The sequence below is a fragment of the Croceibacter atlanticus HTCC2559 genome (assembly GCF_000196315.1).
In the GTDB taxonomy this organism is placed as follows: Bacteria; Bacteroidota; Bacteroidia; order Flavobacteriales; family Flavobacteriaceae; genus Croceibacter; species Croceibacter atlanticus.
In genome coordinates, this window is sequence record NC_014230.1 from 2,670,672 (window position 1) to 2,688,923 (window position 18,252).

Annotated in this window: 16 protein-coding genes; 10 read left to right on the forward strand and 6 right to left on the reverse strand. The window is 33.7% G+C overall.

Annotated features, from left to right (window positions below; all coding sequences use genetic code 11):
• The first annotated feature begins 85 nt into the window (after nucleotides 1-85).
• The gene (gene aceB / locus CA2559_RS12140) at nucleotides 86-1,684 is read left to right on the forward strand and encodes a malate synthase A (protein WP_013188201.1); all 1,599 of its coding nucleotides are present in this window, start codon (nucleotides 86-88) and stop codon (nucleotides 1,682-1,684) included.
• A 72-nt stretch (nucleotides 1,685-1,756) separates the two neighbouring features.
• Nucleotides 1,757-3,415: an isocitrate lyase gene (locus tag CA2559_RS12145; protein WP_013188202.1), complete on the forward strand. Its 1,659-nt coding sequence runs from the start codon at nucleotides 1,757-1,759 to the stop codon at nucleotides 3,413-3,415.
• A 192-nt stretch (nucleotides 3,416-3,607) separates the two neighbouring features.
• On the opposite strand, the gene CA2559_RS12150 is transcribed toward CA2559_RS12145, so the two are convergent.
• Nucleotides 3,608-5,131 (reverse strand): GH3 family domain-containing protein, encoded by a 1,524-nt coding sequence (locus tag CA2559_RS12150; protein WP_013188203.1) that lies wholly within the window; start codon nucleotides 5,129-5,131, stop codon nucleotides 3,608-3,610.
• A 2-nt stretch (nucleotides 5,132-5,133) separates the two neighbouring features.
• The gene (bcp, locus tag CA2559_RS12155) at nucleotides 5,134-5,583 is read right to left on the reverse strand and encodes a thioredoxin-dependent thiol peroxidase (RefSeq protein ID WP_013188204.1); all 450 of its coding nucleotides are present in this window, start codon (nucleotides 5,581-5,583) and stop codon (nucleotides 5,134-5,136) included.
• A gap of 186 nt (nucleotides 5,584-5,769) precedes the next feature.
• On the opposite strand from bcp, the gene CA2559_RS12160 reads away from it, so the two are divergent.
• Nucleotides 5,770-6,948 carry a PQQ-dependent sugar dehydrogenase gene (locus CA2559_RS12160; protein WP_013188205.1) on the forward strand — a complete coding sequence of 393 codons (1,179 nt, stop codon included), beginning with the start codon at nucleotides 5,770-5,772 and terminating at the stop codon, nucleotides 6,946-6,948.
• Entirely contained in the window at nucleotides 6,948-7,400 is a 453-nt protein-coding gene (locus CA2559_RS12165) for a c-type cytochrome (protein WP_013188206.1), read from the forward strand. Before CA2559_RS12160 ends, CA2559_RS12165 begins: the two co-directional genes overlap by 1 nt.
• Nucleotides 7,401-7,403: 3 nt before the next feature.
• Here the strand turns inward: CA2559_RS12165 and CA2559_RS12170 are convergent, their stop codons facing one another.
• Nucleotides 7,404-9,050, reverse strand: coding sequence for a TIGR04086 family membrane protein (locus CA2559_RS12170; RefSeq protein WP_013188207.1), 1,647 nt, complete (start codon nucleotides 9,048-9,050; stop codon nucleotides 7,404-7,406).
• An 88-nt stretch (nucleotides 9,051-9,138) separates the two neighbouring features.
• On the reverse strand, nucleotides 9,139-11,343 hold the full coding sequence (gene recQ / locus CA2559_RS12175; protein ID WP_013188208.1) for a DNA helicase RecQ: 2,205 nt from the start codon (nucleotides 11,341-11,343) through the stop codon (nucleotides 9,139-9,141).
• Nucleotides 11,344-11,427: 84 nt separating this feature from the next.
• On the opposite strand from recQ, the gene CA2559_RS12180 reads away from it, so the two are divergent.
• Genes CA2559_RS12180 through lptB form a run of 4 tightly spaced genes read left to right on the forward strand, consistent with a single transcriptional unit; the run spans nucleotide 11,428 to nucleotide 14,373 of the window.
• Entirely contained in the window at nucleotides 11,428-12,393 is a 966-nt protein-coding gene (locus CA2559_RS12180; RefSeq protein WP_013188209.1) for a KpsF/GutQ family sugar-phosphate isomerase, read from the forward strand.
• A complete protein-coding gene (gene tatC, locus CA2559_RS12185; RefSeq protein ID WP_013188210.1) occupies nucleotides 12,393-13,238 on the forward strand; it encodes a twin-arginine translocase subunit TatC in 846 nt (281 codons plus the stop codon). The genes CA2559_RS12180 and tatC overlap by 1 nt, the downstream gene beginning before the upstream one ends.
• Nucleotides 13,235-13,585 carry a carboxymuconolactone decarboxylase family protein gene (locus CA2559_RS12190; RefSeq protein WP_013188211.1) on the forward strand — a complete coding sequence of 117 codons (351 nt, stop codon included), beginning with the start codon at nucleotides 13,235-13,237 and terminating at the stop codon, nucleotides 13,583-13,585. The genes tatC and CA2559_RS12190 overlap by 4 nt, the downstream gene beginning before the upstream one ends.
• Before the next feature lie 47 nt (nucleotides 13,586-13,632).
• A complete protein-coding gene (lptB, locus tag CA2559_RS12195; RefSeq protein WP_013188212.1) occupies nucleotides 13,633-14,373 on the forward strand; it encodes an LPS export ABC transporter ATP-binding protein in 741 nt (246 codons plus the stop codon).
• 92 nt (nucleotides 14,374-14,465) lie between these two features.
• Here lptB and CA2559_RS12200 read toward each other — a convergent pair whose 3' ends face one another.
• Both CA2559_RS12200 and CA2559_RS12205 read right to left on the reverse strand, forming a co-directional pair.
• On the reverse strand, nucleotides 14,466-14,651 hold the full coding sequence (locus tag CA2559_RS12200; RefSeq protein WP_013188213.1) for a hypothetical protein: 186 nt from the start codon (nucleotides 14,649-14,651) through the stop codon (nucleotides 14,466-14,468).
• On the reverse strand, nucleotides 14,644-15,384 hold the full coding sequence (locus tag CA2559_RS12205) for a CDP-alcohol phosphatidyltransferase family protein (RefSeq protein ID WP_013188214.1): 741 nt from the start codon (nucleotides 15,382-15,384) through the stop codon (nucleotides 14,644-14,646). The genes CA2559_RS12200 and CA2559_RS12205 overlap by 8 nt, the downstream gene beginning before the upstream one ends.
• 131 nt (nucleotides 15,385-15,515) lie before the next feature.
• Here CA2559_RS12205 and CA2559_RS12210 point away from each other — a divergent pair, with 131 nt between their 5' ends.
• Both CA2559_RS12210 and lnt read left to right on the forward strand, forming a co-directional pair.
• Nucleotides 15,516-16,622 (forward strand): putative type IX sorting system protein PorV2, encoded by a 1,107-nt coding sequence (locus CA2559_RS12210; protein WP_013188215.1) that lies wholly within the window; start codon nucleotides 15,516-15,518, stop codon nucleotides 16,620-16,622.
• Between the two features lie 45 nt (nucleotides 16,623-16,667).
• On the forward strand, nucleotides 16,668-18,251 hold the full coding sequence (gene lnt / locus CA2559_RS12215) for an apolipoprotein N-acyltransferase (RefSeq protein WP_013188216.1): 1,584 nt from the start codon (nucleotides 16,668-16,670) through the stop codon (nucleotides 18,249-18,251).
• Nucleotide 18,252: the final 1 nt, after the last annotated feature.

Consider the following 18,252-nt stretch of genomic DNA (forward strand, 5'->3'; position numbering starts at 1 on the left):
TTTTTGCGAAAATACACTTTTAGCGAACGTTCGCTTGTTTTATAGCAATCTTTATACTAATATTGCTTCATAAAATAATCACAAGATGGAACACACGCTTTTAAAATTACCAAAAATCACATACTCCAAAGATGTCAATAATTATTATCCAGAAATTTTAACTGATGAAGCTCATGATTTTTTGGCTGCACTTCATGAAAAATTTAATGGAGAGCGATTAAAATTGTTAAATAGACGTTTACAACAGCAAAGTGTATTTGACAACGGGCAATTTCCAGAATTTCCTAAAGAAACGAAAGAGATTAGAAATACCGACTGGACAGCAGGTAGCATTCCGGGCGACTTACAGGATAGACGCGTAGAGATTACTGGTCCTGTCGATAGAAAAATGATTATTAATGCTTTAAATTCTGGTGCCAAAACGTTTATGGCTGACCTAGAAGACAGCAATGCCCCTACTTGGAGAAACAGCATTCAAGGACAGCAAAACTTAATGGATGCTAATAAGAAAACAATTAAATTAGTTGACACAAAACGTGGGAAATCTTACAAATTAAATAATAAAACAGCTGTTCTTCTAGTAAGACCAAGAGGCTTACATTTAAACGAAAAGAACATATTAATAAATAATGAAGAAGCTTCAGGAAGTTTAGTAGATTTTGGGTTATACGTATTTCACAACACAAAAACATTGTTAGAAAATGGTACAGCTCCTTACTTTTATCTACCAAAATTAGAGCATTATTTAGAAGCACGCTGGTGGAATGAAGTTTTCACTTTCGCTCAAGACTATTTAAAAGTTCCAAAACGAACTTTTAAAGCAACCGTTTTAGTAGAAACAATTACTGCAAGTTTTCAATTAGATGAAATAATTTACGAGCTTAAAGACCATATTGTTGGTTTAAATTGTGGTCGTTGGGATTACATTTTCTCATACATCAAGAAATTCAGAAATCACCCAAATTTTGTAGTCCCTAATCGTGACCAGGTAACTATGACGACACCATTTATGGATGCTTATTCAAAATTAGTGATCCAGCGTTGTCATAAACGTGGCATACTTGCCATTGGTGGTATGGCAGCGCAAATTCCTATTAAAAACAATCCAGAAGCCAACGCGGTTGCGCTAGAAAAAGTTAGAAAAGATAAAGAACGTGAAGTAAAGAACGGTCACGATGGTACTTGGGTTGCGCATCCTGCTTTAGTTGAAATAGCAATGACAGAATTTAACAAGTTTATGCCAACACCAAACCAGTTACACGTAACACGTAACGATATACACATCACCGAAGAAGATTTAGTAGAAATTCCAAAAGGTACTGTGACAGAAGCAGGAATTAGAAAAAACATTAACGTAGGTATTTTATATACAGAAGCTTGGCTAAGAGGACATGGAGCTGTAGCACTATACAATTTAATGGAAGATGCTGCTACTGCCGAAATTTCTAGAACACAAGTTTGGCAATGGTTAAAAAATGAAGTCATACTTGAAGATGACAGAAAATTTGACCTTACACTCTACAAAGCGTTGTTTAATGATGAAGTTGAAAAAATAATAAAAGAGTATGGCGAGTCTAACATTAAAAATACCAAGTTTGAACTGGCGTTTGAGCTATTTGATAAAATAGTATTGTCAGAAAAATTTGAAGAATTTTTAACGCTTTCAGCTTATCAATATCTGTAAAAAACAATCCTGCGATTGCGGCAACAATCAACAGGACCTAATTATTAATACTAAATAACATATCACAAAATTATGAAAAATTTATCACAAGCTAATTATAGTTCTGCACTGCAAGCTGTAAGAAACCTTAAAGAAAAGTATGGAGATACTTGGAATGCAATTGATCCAGAAAGTGCTGCTAGAATGGTGACTCAAAATCGTTTTAAAACAGGTTTAGATATTGCAAATTATACGGCTGCAATAATGAGAAAAGATATGGCCGAGTATGATGCAGATTCATCTCAATACACACAATCCCTTGGTTGTTGGCACGGTTTTGTTGCTCAGCAAAAAATGATAGCAGTTAAAAAACATCATAAGACCACCAATAAAAAATACTTGTACCTTTCTGGATGGATGGTTGCTGCATTACGTTCAGAATTTGGACCATTACCAGATCAATCTATGCATGAAAAAACTGCTGTTCCGGCATTAATAAAAGAAATTTATGACTTTTTAAGACAAGCAGATGCAATAGAATTGAATGATTTGTTTAACAGACTTGAAAACGGTGAGGATGTTCAGGATCAAATAGACAATTTTGAAACACATATTGTCCCAATCATTGCAGATATAGATGCAGGCTTTGGTAATGAAGAAGCAACCTATTTACTGTCTAAAAAAATGATAGAAGCTGGAGCTTGCGCTATCCAAATTGAAAATCAAGTTTCTGATGCAAAACAATGTGGACACCAAGATGGAAAGGTTACAGTACCACATGAAGATTTTATAGCTAAATTAAATGCTATTAGGTATGCTTTTTTAGAATTAGGAGTCGACGAAGGGATCATTGTGGCAAGAACAGATTCTGAAGGTGCTGGCCTTACCCAAAAACTGCCAGTTAGCCAAGAACCTGGTGATTTAGCATCTAAATATTTAGCCTTTGTAGAAACTGAAGAAATAGCGATTAATGATGCTAAAGAAGATGATGTGCTGCTTAAAAGAGATGGTAAATTAGTTCGCCCTGTGCGATTAGCAAATGGTTTATACAAATTTAAAAACGGCTCAAATATAGATAGAGTTGTGTTAGATTGTATTACAAATCTTCAAAACGGAGCAGATTTGTTATGGATTGAAACACCTACGCCTAATGTTAAGCAAATTGCACACATGGTAAACAGAATTAAAGACGTTATGCCTAATGCAAAATTGGTTTACAATAACTCACCTTCTTTTAATTGGACATTAAATTTCCGTAATCAAGTATTTGAAGAAATGCTTTTGGAAGGTGAAAACATGACAGCTTATGATAGAAATAATTTAATGGATGCTCAATATGATAATTCAGAACTATGCTATCGCGCAGATGAGAAAATTAGAACATTTCAAACAGATAGTGCAAGAGACGCCGGAATTTTCCATCACTTAATCACATTGCCTACATATCATACAACCGCATTACACATGAATGATCTTACCAAAGGTTATTTTGGAGAGTCTGGTATGTTGTCTTATGTAAAAGAGGTACAAAGACAAGAAATTCGCAAAGGTGTATCTTGCGTAAAACATCAAAGAATGGCAGGTTCAAATTTAGGAGACGACCATAAAACATTCTTTTCTGGCGATAATGCACTAAAGGCTGGAGGTGAAAAAAATACTTCAAATCAATTTGAAGTTAAAACTGATGATAGTAAGGTTGAAGTTAAATTTAATGACCATAAAGTCGAAGTAAAATTAAGTGTACCTGCATAAATGCCATAATCTTCATTATGCAAATTTTTAAAGAAAATGCGTTAGCAATTTTAGTTAACGCATTTTTTATATTTATAAATCTAGTAAATTCTCCTTCAGTATAAACGTCTACAACATGCGTATATGATTAATAATCTTTCCTCGTTACACACGAACGATTAAAGATCAAATAAGTTACTAAAACAAAGTCACTTATTTATTCTCTTCAACAAATGCCTCCCAATCTTTAAATTTCTCCTCACCCATCACTTTTTCCATTTTTACTTGGCCACCTTTCTTTTTGTTGGCTCCACTCCATTCATAAAAAACATCTGGAGATACGGAAGTAACTTTTACGCCTTTTAAAGATTTACCTCTTGCAACTTTATAATTCTTATTTGCGTTTTGCAATGATTCATCTAAAGCTTCAGCAAGTTTCGTATTATCTATTGTAGCATTGGTCCCTAAATACCAACTATGGTAAAATTCGCCATCAAATCGTTTTGCAGATATGGTGTATTCTGGTATTTCTATATCAAAAGTTTCTTCAAGGTCTTTAACAGCAGCATTCATTTTATTAACTGAAAGCTGTGATCCCACAACATTTAAGAAGAACTTTGTACGACCAGTTATTTTAATCTCTGCTCTCTCAACATCTGTAAAAGCAATGGTATCTCCTATTAAATATCTCCAAGCTCCAGAAACTGTACTCATAATTAAAATGTAATCTTCATCTGTTTTAACTTGGGATAAATTGAGAACTTCTGCGTCTTGAGAAATACTACCATCCTTAAGAATATACTCTGGTTTAAATGGTACAAATTCAAAATAAATACCATTATCTGTTATGAGTTTCATGGCTGTAGTTTCTGGTCTATTTTGAAAAGCGATAAAACCTTCTGAAGCCAAATAAGTATCTATTACTGTAATGGGACGCGCTAATAATGCGTTAAAACTTTTTTCATAGGGTTGAAAAGCTACACCGCCAGAAGTATACACTTGTAAGTTTGGCCAGATATCATGAATATTATCTAGATTATGATGTTCGATAACTTTTTTCAACATTAATTCAAGCCAAGATGGAATACCACTTAAGGCACCTATATCCCAGTTTTTAGCATTTTCTGCTATATGTTGTACGCGCTCATCCCAATCGTCTATTTTTGCAATATCTTCTCCTGGTTTATAATATCCTTTAAACCAGAACGGAATTCTACTTGCGCTAATTCCACTAATTTCACCTTCTAAATGATCGTCCTTTTCCACAAGGTTTGTAGAGCTTCCTAGCATCATAAACTCTGTTTCAAAAAAATCTGAAGGAAGATCAAAATTACTTAATGCACCAACTTGTTTAATTCCTGCTAACCTAATAGCTTCAATCATATCATCTGTTACAGGAATACGTTTGCTGGTTTTTCCTGTAGTTCCAGAGCTTAACGCAAAGTAAGATGGCTTTCCAGGCCAAGACACATCGGTTTGGCCTTCGTGTAATCGCGACCACCATTGGTCATTCATTTGGTGGTAATCAAAAAAAGGCACTTTTTCTGCAAATGTTTTCTGAATATTATCACACTGCAAAATATTATCAAAAAAATAATATTTACCAAAAAGCGTATCCTTTGCTTTTTTAAGTAGCTCTTCTAAAACTTTCTCTTGCTCCAGTATTGGTTGAGACTCTGAAGTAAATTTTTCTCTAAACTCAATTGCACTCTTAATTAAACTACCAAATATTGCCATGATTATAAAATTTGCTCTGCGTGAGCTTTGGTTTTCACTTTCTGTATTACTTCTGAGATCACACCTTCTTCATCTATAACAAATGTTGTGCGGTGTATACCTTCATACTCTTTACCCATAAACTTCTTTGGACCCCAAACACCAAATGCATTTATTACAGATTTATCTTCATCTGCTAATAAAGGAAACGGTAATTCGTGTTTAGTTTTAAAATTACTTTGTCTTTTTTGTGAATCTGCACTAACACCTAATATTGCATAATTTTGAGATTGAAATGTTGTCCAATTATCTCTTAAGTTGCAGGCTTCTGCAGTACAGCCTGGTGTGCTTGCTTTAGGGTAAAAGAATACCACTAATTTTTTGCCTTTATAATCTTGTAATGTATGTGTGTTGCCGTCTTGATCTACAGCTTTAAAATCTGGAGCTTTATCTCCTGCGCTTAAGGTTGTCATAGTAATATATTTTGTTGCTGTAATATGCTTTAAAACTTCAACAAATACAAATTTGAGATGTTATAAAACCCATAAATTTAATCGTCTTGGTTATGTAAGTCTTATAGTTTATATGAAGTCTTAACCTAAGTTTTAGAAACTTATTAATTAGTTTTATTAATTTTCAAGTCTAAAGCATACTTACCTATGAAGCTATTTAAACTTTTACTTTCTGTTTTAATTTTATCCAATTTTGGTAGTTGTAAAAATGAAGAGAAATCTTCTGAAGATACGGCACAAACGACAACCACAAACAAACAAACTATACCACAAGAAACATTAGATTTAGTTGATAATAACTCTTATACAACAGAATTAGTGGTAGACGGAATAGATATTCCTTGGGGCATTGATTTTCTTCCAGATGAAAGTATGTTGGTTACTGAAAAAAGTGGAACTCTATACCATATTGTAAATGGTAAAAAGACAGCTATTAAAAATGTCCCTGCGGTTTATAATAGAGGTCAAGGCGGATTGTTAGATATTAAAGTACATCCTGATTTTAAAAACAACAATTTTATTTTTATTACATATGCTTCTGAGGAAGGTGAAGGCAAAGGTGGAAATACTGCATTAATTAGAGCTGAGTTAAAAAATAATACTTTAGAAAATATTAAAACATTATATAAGGCTACTCCTAATACAACTAGAGGTCAGCACTTTGGAAGTAGAATTGTGATTGATGATCAAGGTTTTATTTTCTTTACAATTGGAGAACGTGGTAATAGAGATGAAAATCCACAAGATATTACAAGAGACGGCGGAAAGTTATATAGACTACATATAGATGGTTCTGTACCTAAAGACAACCCTTTTGTTGGTAAAGAAAATGCAAAAGAAGCCATATGGTCTTACGGACATAGAAATCCTCAAGGTATGGAGATAAACCCAGAAACAAATACAATTTGGTTACATGAACATGGTCCTAAAGGTGGCGATGAAATTAATATTCCTAAAAAAGGGTTAAACTACGGTTGGCCATCTATTACTTACGGTAAAAATTACTCTGGAACAACAATCACAAAAGATACAAGCAAACCAGGAATGGAGCAACCTGTTTTTTATTGGGTTCCTTCAATAGCACCTAGCGGTATGTCTTTTGTAACTTCAGATAAATACCCTAATCTAAAAGGAAACTTACTTTCTGGATCACTTAAATTTCAATATCTAGAACATAATATATTAGATGGTGAAAATGTAACCAAGAGAGAACGCTTACTTAAGGACATTGGTCGTGTTAGAAGTGTAGAAGAAGGACCTGATGGTTTTATATATATAGGTGTAGAAAGTAAAGGAATATTAAAATTAGTAACAAAACAACAATAATGAAATATAGTATTTTAATCTGTGTAACAGTATTCTCACTGCTTTCCTGTAAAAATGAAACTCAAAAGACTGAGACTTCATTAATACCAGAATCTGAAAAAACATTTTCTCAAGAATCACCATTGGAGCAAAGTATAAAAAGAGGTGAAGCTGTATATATAGATTTTTGTAAGCGTTGCCATATGCCTAACGGTAAAGGTGTTGGCACTACCTATCCTCCACTAGCAGGCTCTAATTGGTTAGAAGAAAAACGCAAGGAAAGCATACATTCTGTAAAATATGGACTAAACGGTGAAATACAAGTTAATGGCAAAACGTATAACAATGTTATGACACCACTTGGCTTATCTGATGATGAAGTTGCAGATGTTATGAATTACGTTATGAATTCTTGGGGCAATACTCAAGAAACAATGGTTACAGAAGACGAAGTTTCTGCTATAAAAAAATAGATTTTAATTTATACTGTCTCTAGCTATAGCCTGTAAAGCTTCTTTAATAGCTTTAGTATTAGTAATTGTATCTGTTGCTTTAACTTCCAGGGTGTTTTCTGACTTAAGGTTTAAACCTTCTGCTGTAGACCAAACCTCAGCCATTTGGTTGTAAATAGTTTTTTCCCAAGATGAAGGATGTTTAGCATCTATCCAGATTACATCTCTATATTGAACATCTACCAAAGCTAAATCTGGTGTTGCAGAGCCATCAAACTTCTTGCTGTCTTTCCGTTTTGCTGTAACTGTACCTAGTACAAACATGCGCTTACGTTCTCCTATATGCTTAATGTATGGTCTAAATTCAACTGGTCTATTATTATCCCAATCGTATTCTTTTTTAGATTCAATGACTTTTAAAGGCATTGCAGACACACCTGCTAAACCTTCTTTTTTTGCCGCATGATTATAATAATATAATTTTTGAGTACCATCTGCAGGTACAAACACACTAAAAGCTAAACTTGTACGCTCCTCACCTATTGGCTCCAACCCAAACCAATGGTATAGACCATTAAATGCGGTATTATCTACATCATCAAATATAAAATCTGTTACGTAAGGTTGAGTATTCTCATCATCCTTAAGATCTGGAATTTTAACAGCTGTTTCCATATTCCAGGGTAATGGATCAGAAAAACCTGCTAAGAATTTTAGTGATTCTGCTTGCAACTTTGAAATTTGCTCTGCTAATGTATTTTGCTTTCTTAAAAAAGGATAGTTGTCCATTTGGTCTGGGCTAACATATAAGCCTTTTCCTATTGTCATTCGCTCTACATAATCATTAAAGTTATGCTCTCCAGAATCTATAATCATAACTCCTCCAAAAGTAGGATAAGGAAAAAAGAAGCCTTTCCATTTTATAAGACTAACAACTTGCACCCAAGCACCTGTGTCATTTTTCATGTAAAAAACTTCACTTGGCTCTAAATTAAAAAGTTGAAAGATATTGAATCGTTGTACTACGGCATTATATGTATTTCGGCTAAAAGCTAGAGATTCTCCTATTGAAAAAGTTACAGGAATTCTATTTTCATTTGAAAACCTTGGAAAAGGAGAAGTACTTTCAACAGAAAATACCTCTTCGGTATTATCATTTACACGTTGCCACGTGTATTCTTGTGCCGGTTGCACAGCCATTGTCCACTTGTTTTCATTATCTACCCTAACCAATTGTGGCAGAGACACTTCTTGGGTTTCAGAAATACTCTCGTAGGCCATTGTAAGTATATTATTATAAGGCTGTATACGCTCATTTGTTGTTAATGGCAATTCATCTATTTCAACTTTATCTAGATTGTTATAGACATTGTAGGTTTGCATATATTCGTATAGCTCCAATTTCCAACCAACATACCATCCCGCAAAAAAAACTCCTGCAATTAGCGCCAAATATGCAATGCGTTTAAAAAATGTTTCTGAATGCCTAAAAGCTCTAAATGCAAATGCTAAGAATATACCTCCAAGAAGAATGAGGAATATATATTTCCTTATAAATAATAAAATGGGTTGATAATCATCTCTTAGGAAGAACAAAAGTAATAGTAGTAACACGCTTCCAAAAACAATTATTAGCTTTTGTTTTCGGCCTTTCTTCCAATATGATTTCATAGGTTATGGTTTTCTATATAAGTAGTTTATAGCGGTTGTTTGTTACACTACTTAATTTTTACCTCCTAAAGGTTATAGTTGAAGTGTTTTAGTTGGCTACCTCACTAATAAATTTTATTCGGTAAAGCCTAAGTTCTTCTTCATCATAATCACCATCAAATTCTTCTAAAGCATCTTCAATCTTATCGGTCTCTGCGTCTTCTAAAAAGTAATCGTGTATTTCCTCTTGTTGGTCTTCATCTAACAAATCATTTACAATGTATGAGATGTCTAATTTTGTTCCGCTATAAACAATAGCCTCAAGCTCACCAATAAATTCTTGAGTGGTCATACCTTTAGAACCTGCAATGGTTTCTAATGGTAATTTCCTGTCTATGTTTTGAATGATGTAGAGTTTTAAACTACTGTTAGAACCTGTTGTTTTTACAACAAAATCATCTGGCCTGAAAATATCATTCTCCTCTACATATTCAGAAATTAGTTTTACGAACTGAGCTCCATACTTTTTCGCTTTGCCTTCTCCTACACCATGTATATTACTTAACTCTTCAATAGTTATAGGGTATTTTACCGTCATATCTTCTAAAGACGGATCTTGGAAAATCACAAATGGAGGCAACTCCTTTCGTTTAGCTACAGACTTACGAAGATCTTTAAGCATCTTCATTAACTTTTCATCTGGCCCAGTTGATTTAGATTTAGTAGCTACAATAATATCTCCTTCTGCATTACTATCATAAACGTGATCTTCAGACATCATAAACGACTGCGGATTATTTAAATAGTCTTTACCTCGTTTGGTAAGCTTTACAACACCATAGCTTTCTATATCCTTCTTTAAATAACCAGCAACAAGCACTTGTCTTAATAGCGCCATCCAAAAGCTGGCATCTTTATCTTTTCCTTTTCCAAATAGCTCGTGAGCATCTGTTTTATGAGACTTTATTAATGCGTTAGATTTTCCGATTAAGGTATTTACAATTTCTTTAGACTTGTAAAGCTCATTAGTATCTTTAATAGTCTTTAATAATAATGTAACCTCATCTTTGGCTTCAGTTTTAGTTTTTGGATTCCTGATATTATCATCCATATTACCACCATCTCCTGTTTCAGTTTCAAAAGACTCACCAAAATAATGAAGTAAAAATTTTCTTCGAGACATAGAGGTTTCTGCGTATGCAACAACTTCCTGCAATAATGCATGACCAATTTCCTGTTCTGCAACAGGTTTACCGCTCATAAATTTCTCCAGTTTCTCTATATCTTTATAAGCGTAAAATGCCAAGCAATGCCCTTCACCACCATCACGACCGGCACGACCAGTTTCTTGATAATAGCTTTCTAAACTCTTAGGAATATCGTGATGTATTACAAACCTTACATCTGGTTTATCTATACCCATACCAAAAGCTATGGTTGCTACAACAACATCTACATCTTCCATAAGAAACATATCTTGATGCTTTGCTCTTGTCTTAGCGTCTAAGCCAGCGTGATATGGCACTGCAGATATACCGTTTACTTGTAGTGTCTGTGCTAGTTCTTCAACACTTTTTCTGCTTAAGCAATAAATAATACCGCTTTTTCCAGTTCGCTTTTTTATAAATCTAATAATATCTGAAAAGACTTCCTTTGTCTTTGGGCGTACCTCGTAATACAAATTTGGCCTGTTAAAAGAAGCTTTAAATGTATTGGCGTTAGACATATTAAGGTTCTTTAATATATCTTCCTGCACTTTAGGAGTTGCGGTTGCCGTAAGTCCTATTATTGGAATATCATCTCCAATACGTTTAATAATTTTTTTAAGGTTTCTGTATTCTGGCCTAAAATCGTGTCCCCATTCACTTATACAATGTGCTTCATCTATAGCTAAGAAAGAAATGGTTTGTTCTTTAAGAAAATCGACATACTCATCTTTTGTTAAAGATTCTGGCGCAACATATAATAGCTTGGTCACACCATTTGTGATATCTAATTTTACTTGATTAATTTCAGTTTTATTTAAAGAACTATTAAGGACATGAGCAATGCCTTCTTGAGAAGAAATGCTTCTTAAGGCATCTACCTGGTTTTTCATTAATGCAATTAACGGCGAAACCACAATTGCAGTACCGTCTTTTATTAACGCTGGCAATTGATAGCATAAAGATTTTCCGCCACCAGTGGGCATAATTACAAATGTATCTTCGTTTGAAACTATGCTCTTAATGACCTGTTCTTGAAGGCCTTTAAATTGGCTAAAGCCAAAGTACTTTTTAAGCTGCTCGTGTAAATTGATTTCGGTTAATCCCATTAAGCTTAATTACATTTTTACATTACCTTTGTATTTTAAATATACAGATTTCTAAAGGACTTACAAGTCCAAAAATTCATAAAATTGACACTTCAGAATAAAATTCTTTCCGTAGCAAAAGACACCATTTTAAATGAAGCTAAAGCCGTTGCTCACCTTGAGAGCCTGCTAGATGATTCATTTTCTAATGCTGTTGAATGTATTTATAACTCAAAAGGACGTGTAATTATTACAGGTATTGGCAAAAGTGCTATTATTGCTACTAAAATTGTTGCTACCTTAAACTCTACCGGAACTCCAGCAATCTTTATGCACGCTGCAGATGCCATACACGGTGATTTAGGAACTATTCTTGAAGATGATGTGGTTATCTGTATTTCAAAAAGTGGTAATACACCAGAAATTAAAGTCTTAGTACCATTAATTAAGAACTTTAATAATAAACTTATTGCTATTACAGGTAATAAGGATTCATTTTTAGGACAGCAAGCAGATTATGTTTTAAACGCATTTGTCGAAAAAGAAGCTTGCCCTAATAACCTTGCACCAACAACAAGTACAACGGCACAATTGGTTATAGGTGATGCTTTAGCAGTTTGTCTTTTAGACCTACGTGGATTTTCAAGTAAAGACTTTGCCAAATATCATCCTGGTGGTGCATTGGGCAAAAAACTTTATTTACGCGTAAGTGATATTACCAAAGCAAACCAAAAACCAGAAGTATCTTTAACTACAGACATAAAGAAAGTAATAGTAGAGATTTCTGAAAAAATGTTAGGTGTTACTGCTGTAACTAAAGACAACAAAATTGTAGGTATTATTACAGACGGAGATTTAAGACGTATGCTCGCAAAAACAGATAATTTTGAAGCGCTCACTGCTCAGGATATCATGAGTGAATCTCCAAAAACTATAGATAATGATGCTATGGCTGTTGATGCTATGGATGTTTTGGAAACCAATGGCATCTCACAACTACTTGCCGAAGAAAACGGTACATATAGCGGCGTTGTACATTTACACAATCTTATTAGAGAAGGTATTATATAATGGCAAAAAAATCTGTTAAAGAAGTCGCGAAAGAAATGTCTTTCTTAGATCATCTTGAAGATTTAAGATGGCATCTTATTAGGTGCGTAATTGCTGTTTTAATTTGTGCTACTGCGGCGTTCCTCTCATATAAATTTTTATTTGATGTTGTTTTACTTGGCCCTAAGAAAGCAGATTTTGTAACCTATGATATTTTATGCCAATTAGCACAACTTGTTCATTTAGATGATAGCTTTTGTTTTGAAGAGTTACCATTTAGAATACAAAGTAGAAAGGTAGCAGGACAATTCTCTGCTCACATTTGGATGTCTATTACCGCAGGATTTATAGTAGCCTTTCCTTACATAATTTATCAATTCTGGAAATTTATTTCGCCAGGATTACACCATACAGAACGCAGACACGCACGAGGCTTTATAACGGCCTCATCTATGCTATTCTTTTTAGGAGTACTATTTGGTTATTACGTGATCACTCCATTATCTATAAACTTTCTTGGTAGCTACCAAGTAAGTAAAGAGGTGTTTAATGATTTTGATTTAAGTAGTTATACCGGTTTAGTAAGAGCTTCAGTTTTAGCTAGCGGATTAATATTTCAGTTGCCAATTGTCATTTATTTCTTGACAAAAATAGGTTTGGTAACTCCAGAATTCTTAAAAACCTATAGAAAGTATGCGTTAGTTATCATCTTGGTAATCTCAGCAGTTATTACGCCTCCAGATATAGCCAGTCAGGTTATTGTAGCAATTCCTGTACTTATTTTATACGAAGTAAGTATCGTAATTGCAAAATGGGTTGTGCGTAAACAACGAAAAAAAGAACAACAATTAAAAAAGACCTCATGATAAATATGGTTGATGAGTTCAACTCTTACCGTAGTAAGATGAACGACAAAATCCTTAATGAAGACAACAAAGTCATTAAGAGAATTTTTAACCTAGACACCAATGCTTTTGCAGAAGGTGCTTTAGATGTAAAAACAAAAGAGTTATTAGGATTAGTAGCATCTTTAGTTTTACGTTGTGACGATTGTGTAAAGTACCATTTAGAAAGTAGCTTTAACCAAGGCGTTACCAAAGCACAAATAATGGAAACATTAAGTATTGGTACATTAGTTGGTGGTACAATAGTAATTCCTCACTTAAGAAGAGCTTATGAGTACTGGGAAATTTTAGAAACCTCTGAAGCATAATCTAATTGCTATCTTTACGTTTAGTTAGTGATTTAATATAGACAACAATGAAATTAAGAGCAGACAATTTAATGAAAGCCTACAAAGGCCGTAAAGTTGTAAAAGGTATTTCTGTTGAAGTAAACCAAGGAGAAATAGTTGGTTTATTAGGACCTAATGGTGCCGGAAAAACAACCTCGTTCTATATGATAGTTGGCCTAATTAAACCTAACGGCGGAAGCATACATCTAGACCAACAAGATATTACTAAATACCCAATGTATAAACGTGCACAGCACGGCATTGGGTATCTAGCTCAAGAAGCTTCTGTATTTAGAAAGCTAAGTATAGAAGATAATATTATGAGTGTCTTACAACTCACAAAGCTTAATAAGCAGCAACGTGAGGAGAAAATGGAAAGCCTTATAGATGAGTTTAGTCTAAATCATATTAGGACAAACAGAGGCGATTTATTAAGTGGTGGTGAACGTAGGCGAACAGAAATTGCTCGTGCATTAGCTACAGATCCCAGTTTTATACTTTTAGATGAACCCTTTGCAGGAGTAGATCCTGTAGCTGTTGAAGACATACAGCGTATTGTAGCGCAGCTTAAAAACAAAAACATAGGTATTCTTATCACAGATCATAATGTTCAAGAGACGTTAGCCATTACAGATAGAACTTATCTTATGTTTGAAGGAAGCATCTTGAAACATGGCGAACCAGAAGAGTTGGCAGAAGATGAAATGGTACGTAAAGTATACTTAGGGCAAAACTTTGAGTTACGTAAGAAGAAGTTGTTTACTTAATAAATACTACTACTATCAAAATTCTCTTTTTTTTAAGACATCTAAGTGAGTAAGATTTAAATAAATCAGATTACTCATAGCAAAATGTATGATTATTTTTTACGGTTCTTCTTAGACAAAAAGTAAAGTACAGCTCCAGAAAACAATCCAGCGACTATTGAAGTAATTAAAATTGCCGGCCATTTCTCTGCAAAGACTTCTCGTTGTAAAAAGTAATTAAATCCAAAATAAACTACTATAAATATAACAACGTATAGGACTAAAGATTTTTTAGGCATGAGATGGTTTTTTAAAGAATGAAATTAAAATATAGCTTAACATAATAATTGGAATAGCTATAAACTTTAAAAACACAATTAGCAATATACACAATAGCAAGAATCCAAATCTTGTTTTATTTCCATCTAATTTGAAGTTCTTAAATTTAAGAGCAAATAATTCTAAATTAGCATTTAATAAAAAGCAGCTTAAAACTGTAAAAGCAAATAAGAACCACATATTAGTAAATAGCTCAACAAATATTTCTACAGGTTGGTATTCTAATATTAGCGGCAAACTTAAAACTAACAATGCATTGGCAGGAGTTGGTAATCCTATAAAACTATCTGTCTGTCTATCATCTACATTAAAATTAGCTAACCTGTAACAAGACGCTAACGTAATCGCTAAGCCGATAAATGATAACATCGGGTATTCGAAAATATGATTTTCAACATCCCAACTTCCATAAAAACCATCTTTAGATACCAGAGCGTTATTTAATAGTTGCACCATTACAATGCCTGGAACTAATCCACTTGTAACCATATCTGCCAAAGAATCTAACTGTAAACCTAATTCACTTTTTGCATTAAGAAGTCTTGCTGCAAGACCGTCAAAGAAATCAAAGAAAATACCTATAGCTACAAACAAAGCTGCAAGCACCAAATGGTTTTGTACTGCAAGGATTGTTGCAATGCTTCCGCACAATAAATTTAATAGTGTAATTAGGTTAGGTATTTGCTTAGTCATTTAGGATAATTATAGTTACAATGTAAAAATAGCAAAGTATTTTCGTCTTATAACAACCAAAGGCAATATTGCCTCGTAATTAGAGTTATAGAATTGTATTTTTTTCAGCATATTTGCCTAAAATCATCATATTGCGCCATAGTTTTACTTTCTTTTTAATTTTAGTATCTGTTACACTTAGTGCACAGACCACACGTAAATACTCCAATGAATTTTTAAATATTGGTGTTGATGCTGCTGCTTTTGGTATGGGTAATGCTGTTACGGCACTTAGTAATGATGTAAATTCTGGTTATTGGAATCCAGCTGGCTTAGTTAATATTAATGATTGGGAAGTTTCTGGAATGCATGCCAGCTACTTTGCAAACATTGCTAATTATGATTACCTGGCGGTTGCAAAACCTTTAGATAATGAAAGTGCAATTGGGTTTAGTGTCATACGTTTTGGTGTTGATGATATTTTAAACACCACACAATTAATAGACGACCAAGGAAACATAAATTATGATAGGATAAGCTTATTCTCAACTGCAGATTACGCTTTTACGTTTTCTTATGCAAGACAGCTAAAGATACCTGGTTTTAGTTATGGTGTAAATGCTAAAGTAATTCGCCGTATTATTGGAGACTTTGCGAATTCTTGGGGTTTTGGTTTAGATGCAGGTATTCAGCTTGAAAGAAACAACTGGAAATTTGGTTTTATGGCGCGTGATATTACAACAACATTTAATGCTTGGAGTATAGATGAAGAAGAGTATGCTACTGTACAAAATGCTGTAGAAGGCCAAAACCAAGAACTTCCTGAAAATACAGAGATCACGCTTCCTAAATTACAATTAGGTATTGCAAAAAGCATGACGATTAGATACGATTTTGATGTAAAAGCAGAATTAGATTTAAATATGCGCTTTGCAGAAACTAATGATATTATTTCAACCTCAGCATTTAGCATCTCTCCAGCATTTGGTTTTGAAGTAGGTTATATAAACCTTGTTTACTTAAGAGGTGGCGTTAATAATTTTCAAAATATTGAAACTTTAGAAGGCGCACCAAATGATCCAGATTTTGAAGGTGAGTTTCAAGGTGATGAACGTATTGGATTTCAGCCAAGTTTTGGTGTTGGATTTAAATACAGAGGTATTCAGGTAGATTATGCTTTTACAGACATTGGTGATCAAAGTGCTGCTCTTTACTCTAACGTTTTTTCTTTAAAGGTAAGTTTAGATTCCTTTAGGTAATGGGATTACCTTTTGCTATTTTTGAGAGGATTTCAAATTAAATAGATGAGACACCTCATACTTTCTCTACTCTCTGGAGTTTTGTTAGCTTTAGCTTGGCCAACATACGGTATACCACAATTACTATTTTTTGCTTTTGTACCATTACTCATTGTAATTCATGAACGCAGTGCATCTCAAAAAAAATCTGGCTGGTTAATTTTAGGTTTGTCATACCTATCATTCTTTATTTGGAATATTGTAAGCACGTATTGGCTCTACTACTCTACGCCTTTCGGTATGTGGTTTGCTGTATTAGTAAACACACTTTTAATGGCTTTGGTGTTTTTATTTTATTACAAAATAACCAAACGATTAGATTTTAAGAAAAGCGCACTATTTCTCGTACTGCTTTGGATATCATTTGAATACCTTCACCTACAATGGGAATTTTCTTGGCCTTGGTTAAACTTAGGAAATGCATTTGCAGAATATACATCGTGGATTCAATGGTATGAGTACACAGGTGCTTTTGGAGGAACGTTATGGGTTTGGATAGGAAATTTTATTATCTTTAAAGCAACGTTGCTTTACCTTAAATATAAAGAGACTAAACTTATCTTAAATGGTGCGATAAAGTTAATGGCTTGTATAGGTTTACCATTACTTGTATCTGTAATCATTTTAAAAACTTACAAAACATCTACTAAAACTGCAGAGGTTGTTATTTTACAGCCTAATATAGATCCTTACAACGAGAAATATAACATTACAGATAGCAACATACAAACACTCCTTACTACTTTAGCAGAAGAGCGAGTTACAGATAGTACGGCTTTAGTTTTAGCACCTGAGACAGTATTTGCAGACAATACACCACTTTCTAAAATAAACTATTCACCAGCTTATCAATTTGGAAAAACAATGGTGAGTAAGCACTATAAACTAAGCATACTTTCTGGCATTTCTATGTATGATTATTTTACTGAAAGTTCTAGAGTAACACCACAATCTAATAGTCATCCTAAAGGTGGTTGGTTTGATGATTATAACTCTGCTTATATGATGAATACAAGTAAAGATATTCAGCTTTATCATAAATCTAAACTTGTAGTTGGCGTAGAGAATTTTCCGTATCAAGGACTATTAAAACCGCTACTTGGTGATGTTATGTTAGATTTAGGCGGTACAGTAGCAATGAAAACGACACAAGAAGATAGAGAAGCTTTTACTTTAAATTACAATATAAAAACAGCTCCTATAATTTGCTATGAGTCTATTTATGGTGAATTTGTAACGGGTTACGTAAGAAACGGAGCTCAGTTTTTAAGTATTATAACCAATGATGCATGGTGGAGCAATACTCAAGGTCATAAGCAGCATTTTAATTACGCAAGATTAAGAGCTATAGAAACTAGACGAAGTATTGCTAGAAGTGCTAATACTGGAATTTCTGGTTTTATTTCTGAAACTGGAGAGGTTTTAGAAACTTTAGGATATGAGAAGCAAGGAAGCATTAAAGGCACTGTTACCCTAAATGATACTATGACATTTTATGTAAAATATGGTGATTATATAGCACGAACATCTGCCTTTGTCTTAATTTTCCTTTTCTTATACGCTATAACAAGAAGGCGTGGCGAAGTCTAAA